The organism is Paenalcaligenes sp. GW821-LYS-B07-1 (assembly GCF_058803365.1).
The window spans coordinates 453,284-473,390 of sequence record NZ_CM179516.1; the positions used below are offsets into that span (position 1 = coordinate 453,284).

16 protein-coding genes are annotated in these 20,107 nt (G+C 51.0%); 9 read left to right on the plus strand and 7 right to left on the minus strand.

Annotated elements, in window-relative coordinates:
• Positions 1-19: 19 nt before the first annotated feature.
• The 6 genes from AC3QL0_RS02205 to AC3QL0_RS02230 form a co-directional block, all read right to left on the minus strand.
• Positions 20-745, minus strand: coding sequence for an ABC transporter ATP-binding protein (locus tag AC3QL0_RS02205; protein ID WP_493009884.1), 726 nt, complete (start codon positions 743-745; stop codon positions 20-22).
• The gene (locus tag AC3QL0_RS02210; protein ID WP_493009886.1) at positions 742-1,569 is read right to left on the minus strand and encodes an ABC transporter ATP-binding protein; all 828 of its coding nucleotides are present in this window, start codon (positions 1,567-1,569) and stop codon (positions 742-744) included. Before AC3QL0_RS02210 ends, AC3QL0_RS02205 begins: the two co-directional genes overlap by 4 nt.
• Positions 1,562-3,055 carry a high-affinity branched-chain amino acid ABC transporter permease LivM gene (gene livM, locus AC3QL0_RS02215; RefSeq protein ID WP_493009887.1) on the minus strand — a complete coding sequence of 498 codons (1,494 nt, stop codon included), beginning with the start codon at positions 3,053-3,055 and terminating at the stop codon, positions 1,562-1,564. Before livM ends, AC3QL0_RS02210 begins: the two co-directional genes overlap by 8 nt.
• A 3-nt stretch (positions 3,056-3,058) precedes the next feature.
• Entirely contained in the window at positions 3,059-3,976 is a 918-nt protein-coding gene (locus AC3QL0_RS02220) for an ABC transporter permease subunit (RefSeq protein ID WP_493009889.1), read from the minus strand.
• Between the two features lie 60 nt (positions 3,977-4,036).
• The gene (locus tag AC3QL0_RS02225; protein ID WP_493009891.1) at positions 4,037-5,158 is read right to left on the minus strand and encodes a branched-chain amino acid ABC transporter substrate-binding protein; all 1,122 of its coding nucleotides are present in this window, start codon (positions 5,156-5,158) and stop codon (positions 4,037-4,039) included.
• A 62-nt stretch (positions 5,159-5,220) separates the two neighbouring features.
• Positions 5,221-6,402, minus strand: coding sequence for an NAD(P)/FAD-dependent oxidoreductase (locus AC3QL0_RS02230; protein WP_493009893.1), 1,182 nt, complete (start codon positions 6,400-6,402; stop codon positions 5,221-5,223).
• 196 nt (positions 6,403-6,598) lie between these two features.
• Here AC3QL0_RS02230 and amaB point away from each other — a divergent pair, with 196 nt between their 5' ends.
• The 3 genes from amaB (at position 6,599) to AC3QL0_RS02245 (ending at position 9,590) form a co-directional block, all read left to right on the plus strand.
• On the plus strand, positions 6,599-8,098 hold the full coding sequence (gene amaB, locus AC3QL0_RS02235; RefSeq protein WP_493009895.1) for an L-piperidine-6-carboxylate dehydrogenase: 1,500 nt from the start codon (positions 6,599-6,601) through the stop codon (positions 8,096-8,098).
• 554 nt (positions 8,099-8,652) lie between these two features.
• Entirely contained in the window at positions 8,653-9,066 is a 414-nt protein-coding gene (locus AC3QL0_RS02240) for a YidB family protein (protein ID WP_493009896.1), read from the plus strand.
• Positions 9,067-9,242: 176 nt separating this feature from the next.
• Positions 9,243-9,590 (plus strand): response regulator transcription factor, encoded by a 348-nt coding sequence (locus AC3QL0_RS02245; protein WP_493009898.1) that lies wholly within the window; start codon positions 9,243-9,245, stop codon positions 9,588-9,590.
• Here AC3QL0_RS02245 and AC3QL0_RS02250 read toward each other — a convergent pair.
• Complete coding sequence (locus AC3QL0_RS02250) at positions 9,541-10,191, minus strand: hypothetical protein (RefSeq protein ID WP_493009899.1); 651 nt, start codon at positions 10,189-10,191, stop codon at positions 9,541-9,543. The two genes, AC3QL0_RS02245 and AC3QL0_RS02250, sit on opposite strands and share 50 nt — an antisense overlap.
• A 347-nt stretch (positions 10,192-10,538) precedes the next feature.
• Between AC3QL0_RS02250 and AC3QL0_RS02255 the strand changes: the two genes are divergently transcribed.
• The 6 genes from AC3QL0_RS02255 to AC3QL0_RS02280 all read left to right on the plus strand — a co-directional run bounded on the left by AC3QL0_RS02255 (position 10,539) and on the right by AC3QL0_RS02280 (position 20,102).
• Positions 10,539-11,030 (plus strand): prepilin peptidase, encoded by a 492-nt coding sequence (locus tag AC3QL0_RS02255; protein ID WP_493009901.1) that lies wholly within the window; start codon positions 10,539-10,541, stop codon positions 11,028-11,030.
• Between the two features lie 13 nt (positions 11,031-11,043).
• Complete coding sequence (coaE, locus tag AC3QL0_RS02260) at positions 11,044-11,643, plus strand: dephospho-CoA kinase (RefSeq protein WP_493009903.1); 600 nt, start codon at positions 11,044-11,046, stop codon at positions 11,641-11,643.
• 45 nt (positions 11,644-11,688) lie between these two features.
• Positions 11,689-12,444, plus strand: coding sequence for a cell division protein ZapD (gene zapD, locus AC3QL0_RS02265; RefSeq protein ID WP_493009905.1), 756 nt, complete (start codon positions 11,689-11,691; stop codon positions 12,442-12,444).
• Between the two features lie 175 nt (positions 12,445-12,619).
• On the plus strand, positions 12,620-13,873 hold the full coding sequence (locus tag AC3QL0_RS02270; RefSeq protein WP_493009906.1) for an efflux RND transporter periplasmic adaptor subunit: 1,254 nt from the start codon (positions 12,620-12,622) through the stop codon (positions 13,871-13,873).
• Complete coding sequence (locus AC3QL0_RS02275) at positions 13,870-17,004, plus strand: multidrug efflux RND transporter permease subunit (RefSeq protein ID WP_493009908.1); 3,135 nt, start codon at positions 13,870-13,872, stop codon at positions 17,002-17,004. The genes AC3QL0_RS02270 and AC3QL0_RS02275 overlap by 4 nt, the downstream gene beginning before the upstream one ends.
• Complete coding sequence (locus AC3QL0_RS02280; protein ID WP_493009909.1) at positions 17,001-20,102, plus strand: efflux RND transporter permease subunit; 3,102 nt, start codon at positions 17,001-17,003, stop codon at positions 20,100-20,102. Before AC3QL0_RS02275 ends, AC3QL0_RS02280 begins: the two co-directional genes overlap by 4 nt.
• Positions 20,103-20,107 lie beyond the last annotated feature (5 nt).

Below are 20,107 nucleotides of genomic sequence, written 5' to 3' on the forward strand. Positions count from 1 at the left end.
GCCAATCAGGCAAAAAACATCAGTGTTTTTTACCGCCTCCCAAGTACGCATCACGCACTTGAGGATTGGCTAGCAACTCATCTCCGGAACCAGTCAGCGTGATTTTCCCATTGGTCATCACATAACCACGACTAGAGAGCTTGAGCGCATGGTAGGCATTTTGCTCGACCAAGAAAATGGTTTTTCCCAGCGAGGTAATGTCTTTTAGTATGTCAAAAATTTGCGCCACGATCAGTGGGGCCAGCCCCAAGCTGGGTTCATCCAGCAAAATCATGTCAGGTCGCCCCATCAAAGAACGCGCCATTGCTAGCATTTGTTGTTCACCACCAGAAAGCGTACCTGCACGCTGGTTACGTCGTTCTTTTAAGCGGGGGAACAAGGCAAACATCTCAGCTTTGTCGGCATCGGCATGTTCCATACCGATGGGCAGCGTGCCTATCAGCAGGTTTTCTTCCACGGTCATAGAAGGGAAGATTCGACGACCTTCCGGTACTTGTGACAGCCCCTGGCGCGCAATGTGGTGTGGGGGTAGCGCGGCGAGGTTGGTGCCGTTGAACAGGATCTCGCCTTTACGTATTTTGGGTAGCCCGAAAATACTCATCAGTAGTGTGCTTTTACCGGCACCGTTGGCACCAATCAAACACACAATTTCGCCACGGTTCACATGCAGGGATACATCATGCAGTACCTGAATAGCACCATAGCCATTACATACGTTTTTAATATCCAATAAGGCTGAGCTCATACCTGCTCCTCTGTAGCCGTGCCTAAGTAAGCAGCAATAACTTTGGGGTTGTTACGTATGTCGTCTGGGCAACCTTGGGCGATTACTTCGCCGTGATCCAGCACCACAATATGATTGGAAATATCCATTACCAACCCCATGTCGTGCTCAATCAGCAGTACGGTAACGCCGAACTCGTCGCGAAGCAGGTGTATCAACGATGCGAGGTGATCGGTCTCGGAAGGGTTCAAGCCCGCAGCAGGCTCATCCAAGCAGATCAACAACGGCTCGGTACACATGGCGCGGGCGATTTCTAAAATACGCTGCGAGCCATAGGGCAGCTCACCTGCCAAACGGTTTGCTTGGTTCGCCATGTTTAAGCGTTCCAACCATTGCATGGCTGTTTCCACGCCTTTGCGTTCCCGCTCTTCAAAACGGTTAGATGCCCACATGCCGCGCCACAGGTTGCCGTCTAAATGGCGGTGTTGGGCAACCAGAAGGTTTTCCAAGACGGTCATGTCTTGGAATAAGCGGATGTTTTGAAACGTACGGGCAATACCTGCACGAGTCACTTGGTGTGATCCACCTACTAGGGGGCGAGTCAGCAGTTTGGCCACTTGTGCGTTGCGGCCATCTTCTCTGTGCAGAGTAATGGTGCCTTCGCTGGCACGGTAAAAGCCCGTGACGCAGTTAAATACCGTAGTTTTACCTGCTCCATTGGGGCCTATAAGAGCAGTAATAGAATGACGCTGCACATCAAAGTTCACGTTGTTGTTAGCAATAATGCCGCCAAAACGTTGGGTTAGTTGACGTACTGTCAGGATGGGATCGTTCGCATTAGTCATGTTTGCCTCCGGCAAAAGCGGGGCGCTTGGCACGGATTAAGCCATGTGGACGCCAGATCATCATCAGAATCATCAGTACACCAAACATCAAAATACGGTAGTCAGCGAGGTCACGTAACAGCTCAGGCAATAAGGTCAGAGCCAGCGCAGCAATCACTACACCCAGCATAGAACCCATACCACCCAACACCACGATGGACAAAATAAGCACCGACTCAAAGAAGTTAAAGGACGTAGGGTTGATAAAGCCTTGGTAGGTGGCAAAGAACACACCTGCAATACCGCCTGCAATCGCACCAATGGTAAAGGCCGACAGTTTGATGGTGACGTGGTTAATACCCAGTGAACGGCAGGCAATTTCATCTTCGCGCAGTGCTTCCCACGATCTGCCCAACGGCATGTAGCGCAAGCGGTTGAAAAATCGCAGGGTGATGGCAACGACGATAAACAGGACTACGTAAATAAATAGAAACTTGTAATCGCCGTTGTATGACAGCCCAAAGAACTCATGGAAAGGTGTATTGCCATTGCTACTGCGACGAGCAAACTCCATGCCAAAGAAGGTGGGGGATGGTGCAGCGGCACCGTTAGGGCCACCGGTAACATCTGCCCAGTTGGTTAATACCAAACGAATGATTTCACCGAAGCCAAGGGTCACAATCGCCAGATAGTCACCGTGCATGCGTAAGACAGGGAAGCCCAGTAATGCACCGCAGGTGCCGGCGACTATAGGTACCAGTAACAGAGCAGTCCAAAACCCGAAATCAAAGTACTGTGCGCCTAATGCTAGCAAGTAGGCCCCTACAGCGTAAAAGCCCACAAAACCCAAGTCCAGCAAGCCAGCCATACCCACTACGATGTTCAGCCCCAGCCCCAACAGCACGTAAATCAGAGCCAGAGTCAGGTTACTGATCCATACCTTAGGTAGTAGGCCAGTGATGTTCAACAAAATAGGTAAGCTCAAACCCGCTAGAAACAACAGGGGTACGTAGATTTTCCAAGCGTTTTTCTGGCCGCGAGGTTTAGGCAAACTCACCCCAAACACGAATAGCACAAACAGGCTGATCAATACCAATGCAGAGCTTGCGCCCACAGCAATCACTTTTTGCCAGCCTAAGAAGCAAGCAAACAGAGCAAACAGCAGGCAACTGCCAAATACGCGCAAATTTTTAATGGCTGAGGGGGCGGAGGTAGACTCTACCGTGATCTCATCCGAGGCATTTTTTTGCTGCAACCGTTGCAGCAAGCGATTACCCGCAGGCAACTGTGCTAATACCGACACGCCAAAGCGCACTACGGTCACTAACAGCGCTAAGTAGATACCGTTCAGCAGTAGTGGTGTGCGTTCGGGCAGGAACTTGAAGTCGTACTGATTCAATACCAAGTTGGTAATGGGACCCAGCAGAATCAAGGTAACCACACCTGCAATTAACGCATCCTTAATGGAGTGGCCCCAAGAAATGGGAGCATGGGAAGTCGTATGCATGGGTTACACCTTTTCCACTGCAGGGCGTCCAAGCAGGCCACTGGGTTTGAAAATCAACACCAGTACCAACACGCTAAACGCAAATACATCTTTGTAGTCACTGTTGACGAAGCCAGCAAAAATGGACTCCAGCACGCCCAGCAATAACCCACCCAGCATGGCGCCAGGTAATGAGCCAATACCGCCTAATACGGCTGCACTAAATGCTTTTAAACCAATAATGAAGCCCACATAGAAATCGAAAGAGCCATAACTCAACGTCACCAGCACACCCGCAATCGCGGCCATGACGGAGCCTATGACAAACACCATAGAGACAATGCGCGCACTGTTAATACCTAAGATCGTGGCCATTTTGCGGTCTTGTTGTACCGCACGGCATTGGCGACCTAGGCTGGTGCCATGAATCATCCATGTCAGGATAGCCATAGCGGCTATGCTCACACCGATGATAATCAGGTTCATCAGGCGAATTTGAATGAAGTTGTCGTCGTCGCCCAAACGGAAGCTGCCAGAGATCAAAATAGGCACGCCTTGTACATTAGGGCCTTGGGCAAGCTGCACGTAATTTTGCAGTACCAACGACACCCCGATGGCGGTAATCAATGGGGCCAGTCTGGTGGTTCCCGTCAGAGGACGATAAACGGTGCGTTCAATAGACCAGCCGTACAACCCCGTGATAGCCATGGTCACAATCAAGGTAGTGAGTAGGGCAAATGGTACAGATTGAATACCGAAAAAAGAAATGACGGCTAAGGTAATGGCGGAAATATAGGCGCTCACCATATAGATGTCACCATGGGCAAAGTTAATCATGCCGATGATGCCGTACACCATGGTGTAGCCGACTGCGATAAGACCATACACCGAGCCCAGGGTCAGGCCGTTGATGATCTGTTGACCAAAGATATAGATGTCCATGGACACAAACTCCAGGTTGGCGGGTAGCGGTTGCTACCCGCCGGGATAAGCGAAAGCGGTTTACTTCAGTTCGGCATATCCACCGTTGTTATCCCACTGGTACATAACATAGTTGGCAACTTGTAAGTCACCTTTGCTATCCCATGCTTTAGGGCCTAATACGGTTTGCACCTGATTGGCTTTCAACCAGTCAGCCAATTCTGTACCGCTGGTGGAGTTGGTTCCAGCCAGAGCGGCGGCTAAGGCTTGTACGCCAGCGTAGGCATACAGCGTGAAGCCATCGGATTTTTTACCCTCTGCGGTCAGTTTGGCTACCACATCTTTACTGCTGTCCATGTTGCGAGGGTCTTGAGGAAAGGTCATGTAGACACCGCTGGCGTACTGGGGGCCACCTGCCGCAGTCACGAAGGCAGGGTCCACAATGCCATCATCGGAAATGAAGGGTTGTTTCATGCCTTGCTCACGCATTTGGCGTACCAGCGTACCTGCTTCACCGTGCAAACCACCGAAGAATACGGCGTCTACATCAGCACTACGCATACGAGTAACCAGCGCGTTGTAGTCACGCTCACCACGGTTCACGCCGTCAAACACGGCAACTTCTACACCCGACGCTTCTACTGCTTTACGAGTGGCATCAGCTAAGCCGCGACCATAGGTGTCTTTATCGTGAATTACGGCAATACGCTTGGCTTTGAGGTCGTTCACAATGAAGTCACCAATCACCAGCGCTTGCTGATCGTCCCTACCCACAATGCGGGTGACGGTAGGCATATTGCGTTCGGTAATGATGGGGTTAGTGGCACCGCATGCCATGGAAAGTACGTCGGCTTCGTCGTAAATTTCAGTGGCGGGAATATGGCTAGACGAGCAGAAGTGGCCCACTACACCTGCCACTTTTTCTTGGTCAACCAAACGGTTGGCAACGGCTACAGCTTGCTTAGGTTCGCAAGCATCGTCACCTTTTACTAGCTCTAACTGCTTACCGTTAACCCCGCCGTTGGCGTTGATTTGCTCAACAGCAGCCACAGCACCAATCCAAAGCTGATCACCAAATGCAGCGTTCGCTCCGGTGAAGGGACCTGCAATGGCGATTTTTACGGTTTCGGCGGCAGATGCGGCGAAGGGAAGCGCCAAGCAAAGCGTGGCGGCCATCATGGAAAAAGCAAACTTCCTTTTCATTTCATTGTCTCCTGATTATTGGAATAGTTGTGCTGCGTTGTGCCTGGTGGCAAAAAGGCGTGTTAGACGACGTTTTTCTCAATCAATGGCTGATTTTCTAAAATGCGCTGCCAGCCTAAGCGAGTGAGATCTAAAGAGCGGAATTGGCCATAAATAATCAATTCACTAAGCGCTCTACCTACAGCAGGGGCTTGCTGCATGCCGTGCCCGCTTAAGCCATTGGCAAAAAGCAGGTGCTGCATGTGGGGGTGTGGACCAAGAATCAAGTTTTGATCCAACAAGTTCATGTCGTAATGACCAGCCCAGCTACGTACCAAACGCAGCGCCTCAAAGCCGGGCACGCGTTCTGCCAGCAGTGGCCATAACAGGTCATCAAATAATTCGTGCTGCACATCGAAGTCGGTGCAAGGAGGGTCTTGATCGGCGGCAGGTGCAATACCTGCAATAAAGCCTTCGCCTTCAGGGCGGAAGTAAGCGCCGGTAGGGTCAATCACCATCGGGCAGCCTGGTACAGCAGCAGGGGAAGTGAAGTAAAACACACTGCGTTTGTGGGATTGCACAGGCAAATCAATGCCAGCAGTCAGGGCCAAGCGGGTAGCGTCGGTGCCGGCTGCGTTAATTACAAATTTGGCATGAATTTGTTCGCCGTTATCCAGTTCTACACCCGTGATGCTGCCATTTTTGTGCAGCAGTTTTTGTACACGTGCCGAGCGATAGGTAGCTCCTAGCGAGATGGCTTTGCGGCGCATGCCTTGCATCATGCCGTAGGCGTCTAACCAACCTTCGCCACTTAGGCCCAATGAGCCGGCCGCCAGGTCGCTGGTATTCATCCACGGGTATTTGGCAGCCAGTTCTGGTGCGTCATACATGTGAATGTTGGCGCCCTCAGCTTGCTGAACTTGCAGGTTGGAGCGCAGCGTTTCCACACCATCACTAGTGGCCAGAAACAGGTAGCCGCCTTCGACGAATGCGGGGTCGGCAGCATCGCCATCCACATCCATGTTGCTTTTGAACTGGCGTAAAAATTCCGTACCAAACATGGACATACGGATGTTTTCCGGGGTGGAGAACTGATGTCGTATAGAGGCTGCGGACAGGGTGGTAGCGCAGTGTTGGTAGCTAGGGTCTTGCTCCAGCACCAGCACCTTACCCTGAAAATCGGGGTTGGAGAGCAGGAAATAGGCGGCTGAACTGCCAGTAGCAGCGCCTCCTACGATCACGACATCAAACAGCTGGGTTTCCATGATGAATAATTCTCCGGTATCGGATACGAGTGGTTGTGCTATGTGATGCTATTATTTTCATAAATGTGAAAATATTTTATTGGTGTTTTCCCTTTGAGTATAAATTTTCCTATACGAAAAATGATATTCTGATTAGAAATACGGTGACCTGCTAGTTGCCGGAACTTTGTCCCCTGTTCATTGGATGGAAATTGCTATGCAAACTGCAGAATTATTAGAAAAGCTGGGTGTGGACGCAGCGAGTATCCGTGGTGGATCGCTGTCGGTTTCTTCACCTGTGGATGGGCAAGAAATTGCTCGCGTCGCGCAGCAAAGCGTTGCCGACGTTGCTGTAGCAGTACGCAAAGCCAAGCAGGCGTACACCGCATGGCGAGCTGTACCTGCACCGCGTCGAGGAGAGTTGGTGCGCTTGTTCGGTGAAGTACTGCGCGAGGAAAAAGAAACCTTGGGCAAACTGGTGTCTATAGAGGCCGGGAAAATCTTGGCCGAAGGTGCTGGTGAAGTGCAGGAAATGATTGATATCTGCGACTTCGCCGTAGGGTTGTCTCGTCAGTTGTACGGTTTGACTATCGCGTCTGAGCGCCCTGGTCACCGCATGATGGAAACCTGGCATCCACTGGGTGTAGTAGGTGTGATTTCCGCCTTTAACTTTCCCGTTGCCGTGTGGTCATGGAATACCACCTTGGCATTGGTGTGCGGGAATGCCGTGATTTGGAAGCCATCCGAGAAAACACCGCTGACTGCCTTGGCTTGCCAAGCGCTGTTTGAGCGTGCATTGAAACGCTTTGGCGATGCGCCAGAAGGCTTGAGTCAAGTGCTGATCGGCGAACGCGATGTAGGCGAAGCCTTGGTAGACAATCACGATGTAGCGCTGGTGTCGGCAACAGGTTCTACGCGTATGGGACGTGAAGTTGGTCCACGCGTAGCAGCTCGCTTTGGTCGTTCCTTGCTGGAATTGGGTGGCAATAACGCCATTATCGTGAGCGAATCGGCAGACTTGAATTTAGCCATGCGTGGCATTTTGTTTGGTGCTATTGGTACGGCCGGTCAGCGTTGCACCACCACTCGTCGTGTGATCGTGCACGAAAGTGTGGCAGATGATCTGTTGAAACGTTTGCGTAAAGCATATGACAGTGCGGTTATTGGTAGTCCATTGGAAACAGGCACATTGGTAGGCCCGTTGATCGATAAAGACTCGTTTGATGCCATGCAAACTGCACTGAAAAATGCGCGTGAGCAGGGTGGTACCGTACACGGCGGTGAACGTGTGCTGCAAGACAAATACCCCAATGGCTACTATGTGAAACCTGCGATTGTGGAAATGCCAGAACAAAGCAGCGTGGTGAAACACGAAACTTTCGCACCGATTTTGTATTTCATGCGTTATACCGATTTCCAAACCGCGATAGACATGCAAAACGATGTGCCACAAGGTTTGTCATCGGCTATCTTCAGTAACGACCTGCGCGAGGCAGAATACTTCTTGTCCGCGAATGGTTCGGACTGCGGTATTGCCAACGTGAATATTGGTACATCCGGTGCTGAAATTGGTGGTGCATTCGGTGGTGAAAAAGAAACCGGTGGTGGTAGAGAGTCGGGTTCCGATGCATGGAAAGTCTATATGCGTCGTGCAACAAACACCATCAACTACTCCCGAGAATTGCCACTGGCACAGGGCATTCAATTCGGCGATTAATCCTAGCGTTTGCCTAGGGCGTTGACCGAAAATGCGCTGTTTAGGCAGCGCATTTTTTGTGGGCCATGGAGGTCGCAGGGCCGTCCCAAGACCGTAAACTCCCCTCGGGGGCAGAGCCTTACGTAGCAAGGCTGTGTGGGGGCATTGAAGGTCGCAGGGCCGTCCCAAGACCGTAAAGCCCCCTCGGGGGGCAGCGCCTTACGTAGCAAGGTTGTGTGGGGGTATTGGAGGTTGCAGGGCCGTCCCAAGATCGTGAATTCCCCTCGGGGGCAGCGCCTTACGTAGCAAGGTTGTGTGGGGTATTGAAGGTCGCAGGGCCGTCCCAAGACCGTAAACTCCCCTCGGGGGCAGAGCCTTACGTAGCAAGGCTGTGTGGGGGCATTGAAGGTCGCAGGGCCGTCCCAAGACCGTAAAGCCCCCTCGGGGGGCAGCGCCTTGCATAGCAAGGCAGCGTGGGGGCATTTTTTGTTTGCATTTGTTTTTTCTCTAGTGCCTGAAAGCGCGGCACAATGTAGCGTCCTTACTTTTAAAAAGTAAATAACGAGGTGTAAACCGTGAGCTTTTTAAACTCTTTGATGTCCGTTGCATCTGCAGCATTAAATCCCGTACAACAAGAACGTGCCAGCCTGATTCCAGCGTTGGTGTCCTTGGTAAATAAGTTTCCAGGTGGCTTGAATGGCTTGATTCAAACCTTCAAACAGGGCGGATTAGCCAAGGTAGTGACATCATGGATGAGCAGTGGTGAAAAGTTGCCTGTGAGCATGGGACAGCTAGAACAAGTATTAGGTCATAAAGCCGTAGCGACGATGGCGGATGACAGTGGCTTAAGCGAAAGCAAAGTGCTGTCGCACTTGACTGAATTGTTGCCTGCTTTGATCGGTGCGTTTTCCGGTTCAAACAATGCTTCTGAATCTTCAGGAGAGCTGGATGTACAAAGCGTTATCGCTATGCTGATGAAAGATCGTTAAGGTGAAATGTAGTGCTTTCAACCCTGCTCACGTTGTAGGGTTGAAAGAGTGGGGTTTGCTAGGTGGATCATTCTGTCATATTGTAACTAAACATAAATATAGATAATATTTGTTACATTGAGGCGGGTAGCTTTAGGCAGCAGGTTTTCTTGCTGTCATTTATTGGAGGCTTTGTGATGCAGACACCACTACAAGAAACCGCTACATGGCTTAATCAGCGCTTAACGGCGCGTGAGCTTCAAGTCATGAAATTGGTCATACAGGGATTGCCGAGCAAGTCTATTGCAGCAAAACTAGGAATTTCGCAGCGTACCGTTGATGCTCATCGAGGTAGCATGTACAGCAAATTACATGTGCGCGGTGCAATGGAGCTGGCACATTTGGTCTTCACGCGGGGGATGCGTAGTCGTTACAGCTTGGCTGAACCGGACGCTGACGCGTTCAACGGTTCAGGCCAAACACAAAATGGCGCTATTACTGAGCGCGATTACATTGCGGAGCAGGACGATCATCCAGTTCGCTGATGGGGTCAATATCCGCTTGGCGGCTCAGTAACGTTTCCAGAGTAGGACGTTGTTGGTTAAACGTTTGAACTTTCATCTGGTTATTGTTTAAGAAACTGAGCTCAGCCAATATCGCCTCATTACTTAACTGCAAAATAATGCGATTAGGCTGGCTGCCTACCTGATACCAGCAACCACTGGTGGCATGTGTCGGGGCAGAGCGGTCAGCTGCTTCAATGCGCATACGCCATACACCGGAAGGGGCTGTCGTTAACGTGGTGCGTAGTGGTACGCACAGCGCATCGGTAGGTGAACACGAGATCGTACCCAAGAATGTGCGTGGCTCCACCAACTCGCGTACCTGACGGCTTTCGATCAATTGCTGATCAGCAGTACGAGGTTGTTCTGCCACTGCATCTTTACCAAAACCGAACTGCAACTGAGAAGCCGCATGATTATGTTGGGCTCTGGCAGAGTTTTGCGCATCATTTTCAGTATCAGAGCGGCTGCTTTGATAGGAAGTAGGCGTAGATTGGCTGGCACAGCCTGCCAATAACGCGCACAGCGCTAGGCCTGTAAGTAGGGAACGGCTTGGGAAAGCAGATGTAGTAGAAGCACGCATGATGCCATCCTGTGCAGGTAAGTGAGCGGATTAAAGAATCATTATAAGGCGGTTCACGACTAAGGATTCCAACAATGCTGTATTTGCTGTGCGCCATTGTGGCGGTTGTTTTTACGGCTTTTTCACAGGGCTGGGCAAAATCGTATGCTCTGATCTTGCAACAGGGTGCAACACCAAATTGTCGCAGCTTATATAGAGCAGTTCAAAAGGCACTCACTAATCCACGCGAGTGGTGGCGTATGCCGTGTTGGCCAAGCTCTTACTGGCACAGAAGCTGTGCGGTGTTTTTGGTAGGGGTAGCTATCTTTTTCTCTACGGTTTATCTTGCTACCGCAGTGCAACGCATTATGCACGATCGCGTTTATTGGGGTGTGGGTCTCTGGTATAGCAGTTTGACTGTGTTGCTATTATTTTTAGTGTGGTGTGATCTATATACGCGCTTATTGCCGGATGCTGTAACGATCCCAATCATCGTGTTACCGTGGTTGATACAAGTGTGGTTTACGGTAATGCTAACTACATCAAGCACAGCATGGTGGTTCGCTGTGGCGCTGTATGCAGGTTATCGTAGTTGTCAGCCTTTTATACAGAAGCCGCCCATAGGGGCTGGCGATATCAAGCTGTATTTGGGGTTATGGGCTATAAGCCCGCAATACCATGCTGGTTTTTTACTGATTTTGATTGCTGCGGTGGCGTGTTGGTTTATACAAGCCTGTTGGCAAAAACGCTGTTTACCTCGCGGAGCATGTGCATTTGGGCCATACTTATGCCTAGCGTATAGTGTGATCAATGTATGGGAGTCCGGCCTGCATGTGGGTTTTCCCCCGTACGGGTTTTAAGGATGCAAAGCCTATGCTAAAAATTGGGTTAACAGGTGGGATTGGGTCAGGCAAAAGCCAAGTGGCAACACTGCTGGAAGAGTGGGGTGCCACCATTGTGGATACTGACTTGGTTGCTCATCAACTGTGTCAGCCAGGTGGTGCAGCCATTGATGCGCTTGCTGAACAATTTGGTTCTGCGTTTATCACGGCAGAACAAGGCATGGACAGACAACGCATGCGCGAGCATGTATTTGCCAACCCGGCAGAACGTCAACGATTAGAGGCGTTACTGCACCCATTAATTTGGGAAGAGGCACGTAGGCAGGTGATGTCTGCAGGAGGTTTGTACGTAGTAGTAGTGGTTCCGCTATTAATAGAGCGAGGCCGTTGGCGTAATCATGTAGACAGAATTTGTGTCGTGGACTGCGATGAGCACACCCAGAAACAGCGGGTGCGTGAGCGTAGTGGGCTGACGGATGAGGTCATTGAGCGTATCATGGGTGCGCAGGCAACCAGAGAGCAGCGTTTGGCTGTAGCCGACGATGTAATTGTGAACGATGGCAAGACCACACTCAGTGCACTTCGTCAGCAGGTCGAGCAGTTGCATCAACAATGGTTGCAACAGCGTTGATACATCAAAGTACGTTTTATTTAGCTATTTAAGGGTTTTTTTCGCGTGATTCTTTACGAGTATCCCTGTAATGAACGTGTACGGGCCTTCCTGCGGGTCGAATATCTGTTTGATCGTCTCCATTACTTTATGGCGGGCGACGATCCCCATTTGCACCAGATAGCCGTTACTACATTGTTCGAGATACTGGATGTTTGTGAGCGTTCAGATTTACGTGGAATGATTCTGCAGGATATTGAGCGTCAGCGTCTGGCCTTATCTGCGCTGCGTGAGCATCCTGGCGTGTCCAGCAAACTGCTGGACAACATGCTAAATGAATTGCAAGAAGTCACTAGCCCGCTGGCAGCTCAAGGGCGCTTGGGGCAAAACCTTAAAGATAACGATTGGCTAGGCAGTTTGCGTGGCCGATTGTCGGTGCCAGGTGGTTGTTCGCAGGTGGATATTCCTTCGTATTATGCATGGCAGTCTAGGCCCGTGGCGCAACGCCGCGCCGATCTGCAATCGTGGTCAGAAGCCTTCCAACCTATGCATGCAGCCTTGATGCTGGTATTACGCTTGCTGCGTGATGCTGGCGATGTGCTAGAGCATACGGCCCACGAAGGGAACTATCAGGAAATGCTGGGTGGAAAATCGTTCCAGCTGTTACGCGTCTGGGTAGACGAAGCGGCTGGCGTATTCCCCGAAATGAGCGCAAACAAGTATGTGTTATGGGTGCGTTTTGCCTTGCAAGACACCACCAATAAACCTGTTCCCTTAACGCGCGACATACATTTCAAATTGGCACGCTGCAATATAGGTTAACAAGCAGGCACTTTCTCTACTGAGAATGGAACTTATTTAGTTACAGAGAGTCACAGGGTGGGCAAGGGCTTGCTGCAGTAGTGGTATCAGGTCCCTGACACACGCTACACAATAACTTGGGGGCGCATAGCCCCTTACTTAAATAAAAATAGCTTTGCTTGTTGGAGAGCAGTGAATGACCAATTCTGCATCCCGCTCAAAATCCCGTGCACGGGTGATATGGTGGTGCTTGTTGATTCTGATTGTAGTAGGGGCCGTTTATTGGTGGCAGTCTAGTCGAACAGCAGGCGGGCAGAATGCCCCTAAAGGCCGTCCAGGCATGATGGGCATGATGATGGGGGCAAAGGTACCGGTACGTGCTGCGCAAGCGCATTTTGGGCAACTTCCGGTATTGGTTCCAGCTATTGGCACAGTACAAGCCTTTAATGTGGTGACGGTACGCAGCCGTGTAGAGGGTGAACTGATAGACATCGCCTTTGAAGATGGTCAGTGGATCAAAGAAGGTGAGCTACTGGCGCAAATAGACCCGCGTGCCTATCAAATACGTCTAGATCAGGCCAAAGCACAACTGGTGCAAAATGAAGCGCAATTGCGTTTGGCGAGATTGGATTTAGACCGCTATAAGCGTTTGTCCAAGCAAGATTCTATTTCATTACAGCAACTGCAGAATCAAGAAGCCTCTGTGCAGCAATTGCAGGGTGCTGTACAAGCTGCAAAAGCAGGTGTGGATGAAGCTCAACTGCAATTGGATTACACCCGCATCACTGCGCCGTTAAGTGGCCGTTTAGGTTTGCGCACGGTGGATAAAGGTAACTTGGTGTCGGCAGGCAGCACAGAGGGGCTGGTGGTGATTACCCAAACCCAACCTATTGCGGCGTATTTCTCATTACCTCAACAAGATTTACAGCGAGTCCAAGAAGCCGTGCATGAGCATGAGCTACTCGCTAATACCGTGTTAGATAGCGGTGAGAAAGTGGTTACTACCACTCGCGCGTCGTATCCCAGTATGGTGTCAGTCACGGTCAATAATCGTAATGGTGAATTGCTAGCCACCGGTGAGTTGATGGCTATTGATAACCAGATAGATGTGAACACCGGTACGGTGCGTATCAAAGCCAGATTTGATAACGAAGACCACAAGCTTTTCCCCAATCAGTTCGTGAATGTGAATGTATTGCTGGGCCAGCAAGAAGGCGTGATTGTTCCTGCACGCGCTATACAAAGCGGCTCTATTGGTGACTACGTGTACGTCATTAATGCTGAGAACAAAGTGAATGTTCGTGCCGTGCAAACCGGCGTCAGTGACGATGTGGATTCCGTCATTCTTAATGGCTTGGAAATAGGTGAGCAAGTGGTTACCGAAGGGATGGACCGTTTGCGTGAAGGCTCTGAAGTGGAATTGATTGCGCCAGAGGGCAAGACACAGTGAACTTCTCACGCCAGTTCATCTTAAGGCCTGTGGCCACCACCTTGGCTATGTTGGCCTTGTTGGGGGCTGGGCTGTTGGGCTACCGGTGGTTGCCGGTGGCGGCATTGCCTCAGGTGGATTACCCCACCATTCAGGTGGTGACTTTATACCCTGGTGCTAGCCCTGATGTGATGACGGCGTTGGTGACATCACCGCTGGAGCGACAGTTCGGGCAAATGTCGGGCTTGGCACAAATGACCTCGTCCAGCTCGGGCGGCGCGTCGCGTATTACCTTACAGTTTGATTTGGGTTTGTCGTTGGATGTGGCCGAGCAAGAGGTGCAGGCGGCTATTAATGCCGCCTCTACTACCTTGCCGTCCGATTTGCCTTCACCACCTATTTATAACAAGGTGAACCCGGCAGATACGCCGGTGATCAGTTTGGCGATAATGTCGCCCATGCTGCCGCTAACGGAGGTGCGTGATTTGATCGATCTGCGTGTGGCGCAGAGGTTATCGCAAATTACGGGCGTGGGGTTGGTGAGTATTGCGGGTGGTCAACGTCCGGCAGTGCGCATACAGGTGAATCCCGAAGCGTTGGCGGCACAGCAGTTAACGCTAAGTAACGTACGCCAGACGGTGGTAGCGGCTAACGTGAATCAGCCTAAAGGTACGTTAAATGGGCCGGTGCGCTCTACCTCCATTAGCGCTAACGAACAGCTGCAATCCGTTGCCGATTACGAAAATCTCATTCTTCGCTATGAAAATGGCTCTGCCCTACGTTTAGGTGATGTGGCTACTGTTGTGCATGCCGCGGAAGATGCACGCCAATCAGCATGGTTTGGTAGCACACCCGCAATTTTGCTGAATGTGCAGCGTCAGCCGGGTGCAAACGTCATCGACGTGGTAGACAAAATTACCGAGTTGCTTCCTTCCTTGCAGCAGGCAATGCCCGCCGGGGTGGATGTGGTGGTAGCGGCTGACCGTACACGTACCATTCGTGATTCTGTTTCGCACGTACAGCAAGAAATGCTGCTGGCGATTGTGCTGGTGGTGTTGGTGACTTTTGTGTTCCTGCGTACATGGACTGCCACCTTTATTCCTGGTGTGGTGGTGCCGCTGTCACTAGCAGGTACGTTCGGCATCATGTTCTTGATGGGCTTCAGTGTAAATAACCTGACCCTGATGGCGCTGACCATTGCCACAGGTTTTGTGGTGGACGATGCCATCGTCATGATCGAAAACATTGCCCGCTACATAGAACAAGGCGAAAAACCGTTAGCGGCTGCATTAAAGGGCGCTAAGCAGATTGGCTTCACGTTGTTGTCGCTGACTTTCTCGTTGATTGCTGTGTTGATTCCATTGCTGTTCATGAGCGATGTGATCGGGCGCCTGTTCCGAGAGTTTGCGCTTACCTTGGCGGTAGCGATTTTGTTGTCGCTAGTGATTTCGCTGACGCTGACCCCTATGATGTGTGCACGCTTGCTGCGTGCGCATAGTGATGAGCCCGCTAATCCATCGGATGCAGAGAAACCTCAGCGTTTTTATCAGCGCATCGTAGCGTGGTTGGGTCATAAAACAGATGTGATGATTCAGCGCTATGACGATGGCTTGAAATGGGTATTGCGCCACCAAGTGCTCACACTATGGGTAGCCGTGGGCACGATGGTATTAACCGCCTTGCTGTATATGGCGGTGCCTAAGGGGTTCTTCCCCGCACAAGATACAGGCATGTTGCAAGCGATTACGGAAGGGCCACAGCGCGCTTCATTCCAAGCAATGTCTAGCCTACAAACACAGGCAGCCGAAGAAATCTTGCGTCATCCAGACGTAGAAAGTGTGACCACGTTTATTGGAGTAGACGGCAACAACGCGACGCTGAACACCGGGCGTATGCAGATCAGTTTGCTGCCACAAAGTGAGCGTTCGCAAGACGCCGTCACTATAGGCAAACAACTGGAAGAAGCAGTTGCAAAACTCCCCGGCTTGCAGGTGTATATACAAACCGTGCAGGAATTGACGGTAGACGACCAAGTTGCCCGTAATCCGTATCAGATGGCCTTGTCTGACCCTGATAAACGGGTATTGGAAACATGGTTGCCATTGTGGGAAGATGCGCTGGCAGCATTACCATCTATTGCGTCGGTGGCTACCGATCAGCAGCCCGGTGGCCAGCAACTAATGCTGGATGTAGATCGTGATACGGCTGCCCGATTAGGGGTGACGAAATCCACGTTAGACGATGTGCTGTACGACGCGTTTGGGCAGCGACAGATTTCTACCATTTATACCCAGTCTGCCCAGTATAGAGTTGTGTTGGAAGTGGCTGAAGGCTACAGAGAGCACCCCGAAAACGTCGCCAATTTGCATATACCTACCAGCAGCGGCACGACAGTACCGTTAAGTACGGTAGCCAGTTGGCGTATTGCGCCCATGATGCTGAGCATAGAAAGGCTGGATCAGTTTCCTTCAGCCAACGTGTCATTCAGTTTGGCTGCTGGCGCATCGTTGTCAGAAGCGGTGGCCGAGATTCAAGCGACTCGTGTGGATATAGGGTTGCCTGACTCTGTAGAGCTGCGTTTCTTAGGGGCTGCCAGAGCCTTTGAAGCATCACTGTCCAGTACCTTGTGGTTGATGCTAGCTGCCGTAGTCACCATGTACATCGTGCTGGGTATTCTGTACGAAAGCTATATACACCCCATCACTATTTTGTCCACCTTGCCGTCCGCCACTATTGGCGCACTGGCGGCCTTGTTATTAGCAGGGCGAGACCTGGACATGATTGGGGTGATAGGCATTATTTTGCTTATCGGTATCGTGAAGAAAAACGCCATCATGATGATCGACTTTGCCTTGGTCGCACAGCGCGAAGAGGGTTTATCGGCACAAGAGGCCATTCATCAAGCTGCTTTACTGCGTTTCCGTCCTATCTTGATGACCACTTTAGCGGCATTGTTTGGGGCATTGCCCCTGATGTTCGCATCCGGTTCGGGTGCAGAGTTGCGTCAACCTTTAGGATTGGTGATGGTAGGTGGTTTGTTGTGTAGCCAAGTGCTTACGCTCTTCACCACACCCGTGATTTATCTATTCTTCGATAGACTATCCACACGCTGGAAAGCGGCTCGCGCTACAGGGAGCGAGGTTAGCGCATGAGGTGGCTAACCCTCTTTATCGTGCGTCCCGTTGCCACCACCTTGGTGTGTTTGGCCATGGTGGGGGCCGGGGGGTTATCGTTGTTTATGCTGCCCGTTGCCCCACTGCCCGAGATGGATTTTCCCATGATCATGGTAGAGGCACGATTGTCTGGTGCTAGCCCTGAAACCATGTCGTCCAGTGTAGCAATGCCGTTAGAGCAATCCTTGGGGTCTATTGCTGGGCTGATGGAAATGACATCACGCAGCTCAGAGGGCTCTACACGTATCACGTTGATGTTTGACCTTGACCAAGACATCAACAATGCGGCACGCGAAGTGCAGGCGGCCATTAACCAAGCACGGCCTATGTTGCCATCGGGTATGCGTGATCCGCCGTCGTATTTCAAAGTTAATCCGTCCTCTATGCCCGTGATGGTGCTGGCAATGACATCGCCTATTGCGACGCCAGCAGAACTGTATGACTTGGCAACCACCATCGTTGCGCAAAAGTTGGCGCAGGTAAAAGGTGTGGGTGAGGTGTCGGTGGGGGGGGCATCGCTGCCAGCGGTGCGTATTAGCTTGAACCCACGCTTGCTGAGCAGCATGGGGGTGTCGCTGGATGAAATACGTAGTGCCTTATCACGTGAAAATGCCATAGGCCCTAATGGGTATTTAGAAAACAATGAGCACCAGTGGTATGTGAACTCAGGGGCGCAGATGAATCGCGCTAATCAGTTCCGTCCATTAATCGTGGCGTGGCGTAACGGTAATCCCATACGCCTGAGCGATGTGGCCTTGGTGGAAGACAGCACGGAAACCTTATATAACGCAGGCTTTTCTAATGAAAAACCGGCAGTATTGTTGATAGTACGTAGGCAAGCAGACGCCAATATTATTGAAACCGTGGATGCGATTCGTGAACGGTTGCCCGATTTTGAAGCCATGATGCCCGCTGATGTGCATATTTCAGTAGCACAAGATCGCACGCCTAGTATTAGGGCATCGCTAGATGAAGCACGTAAGACACTGATCATCGCCATGGTTTTGGTGGTACTGGTGGTGCTGGCATTTTTACGGGATTGGCGGGCAGCGTTAATTCCCGCGATTGCGGTACCAGCGTCGTTGCTGAGTGCCTTTTCACTGGTGTATTTCTTTGGCTTTTCGCTCAACACCATTTCGTTGATGGCATTGATTATTGCCACCGGCTTTGTGGTGGATGATGCCATCGTGGTGTTAGAAAGCGTGATGCGTCACGTGGAAAATGGGGTCAAACCGTTTAGGGCAGCTATACGCGGGGTACGTGAAGTAGGCTTTACCGTATTGGCCATGAGCATTTCGTTGGTAGCGGTGTTCATTCCACTGTGGTTGGTGGGGGGATTGGTTGGTCAGTTGTTCAAAGAGTTTGCCGTTACCTTGTCAGTGGCTATCTTTTTCTCGTTGCTGATCTCGCTGATGCTAACGCCTATGATGGCAGCGAGATTACTACCAGAAACCCCTAAAGCTAAACCCATGCTTCAGGGGGTGAGCCTATTGTTGGGGCGTATAGGCCATGTGTTTGCTGTGGCCTATCAGCGCAGTTTGGCATGGGCATTACGTCATAAGCGCCTAACGCTATTGTCATTGTTTTTGGCCATTGTGATGAATGGCTACTTGTTTGCGGTGATTCCCAAAGGCTTGTTCCCGCAACAAGATACAGGCCAGTTAATGGGCTTTTTCAGGGTGGATAAGGGCACGTCATTTCAAGGTATGTTGCCCAAGCTGAACAAGTTTAGAACGATCTTAATGAATGACCCAGCGGTGCAAAGTGTAGCGGTATTTGCGGGTGGCCAAGGGTCCAGCACCAGTTCTACGATTCTGATAGAGCTTAAGCCATTGGATGAGCGTGATGCCAATGCCAATACGGTGGTTGCGCGTTTACGTGAACAGTTGCAGTCTGAGCCCGGTGCTCGTATGTTTTTGACGCCGCAGCAAGATATATTTGTGGGTGGAGCTGGGCGTGCGGGGGCCTACCAATACAGTTTGCTAGGTAGTGACTTGGCGCTGCTGAAAGAGTGGATGCCCAAGGTACGTAGGGCCATGGCAGCGTTACCTGAGCTTACTGATGTGGAAGCCGATTCTGAAGAACCTGGCTGGCGCGTGGAAATGCAAATTGACCGTGAAAAGGCGACGAGCTTAGGCGTAGACATGGCCTTAATTGCGGCAACCTTGAATAACTCATTTAGCCAACGGCAAGTGTCGGTGGTGTATGGGCGCTTGAATCAGTACAACATTGTGCTGGGCGTAGAAGAGCGTTTTGCCCAAGATGTGGAATCACTTAAACAAGTAGAGGTGATCAGCAAAGACGGTAGTCGTGTACCGCTTTCTGCCTTCACCGATTTTGTGCCAGGTTCAGCACCGTTGAGTGTGAATCACGAGGGTTTATTTGTTTCTGAGAGTATTTCTTTTGCCTTATCCGAAGGCGTGTCGCTAGAGCAAGGCGTGAATGCGATAGAGAAGTCGTTGGCAGAAATCAGTTTACCCACCAATCAAATCCAAACCGGTTTTGGCGGTACTGCTAAGCTGATGCAAGACTCATTGGCGCAGCAGCCATGGCTGATTCTGGCCGCGCTGGCCACCATGTACATCGTGTTGGGTATGCTGTACGAAAGCTATATTCACCCCATCACTATTCTGTCTACCTTGCCGTCAGCAGGGATTGGAGCCTTGTTGGCCTTGATGGTGATGAAAGAAGACTTCTCGGTGATCGCCTTAATTGGGGTGTTTTTGCTGATTGGTATTGTGAAGAAAAATGCCATCATGATGGTGGACTATGCACTGATTGCCGAGCGTCGTGATGGTCTGCCACCGGAGGAAGCGATTTATCAGGCCTGCTTGGTGCGCTTTAGGCCCATCATGATGACCACCATTTCTGCTATTTTGGGTGCCGTACCACTGATCGTCGCTACTGGAGCTGGCGTAGAAATGCGTCAGCCGTTGGGGTTGACCATCGTGGGTGGGTTGTTATTAAGCCAAGTGCTGACCCTCTATACTACGCCGGTGGTGTACTTGTATTTGGATCGTTTCCGTCAACGTTATCTTGCTAAGCGTCGTGAACGCTTGTCTAACCATGCTGCCTAATTTCT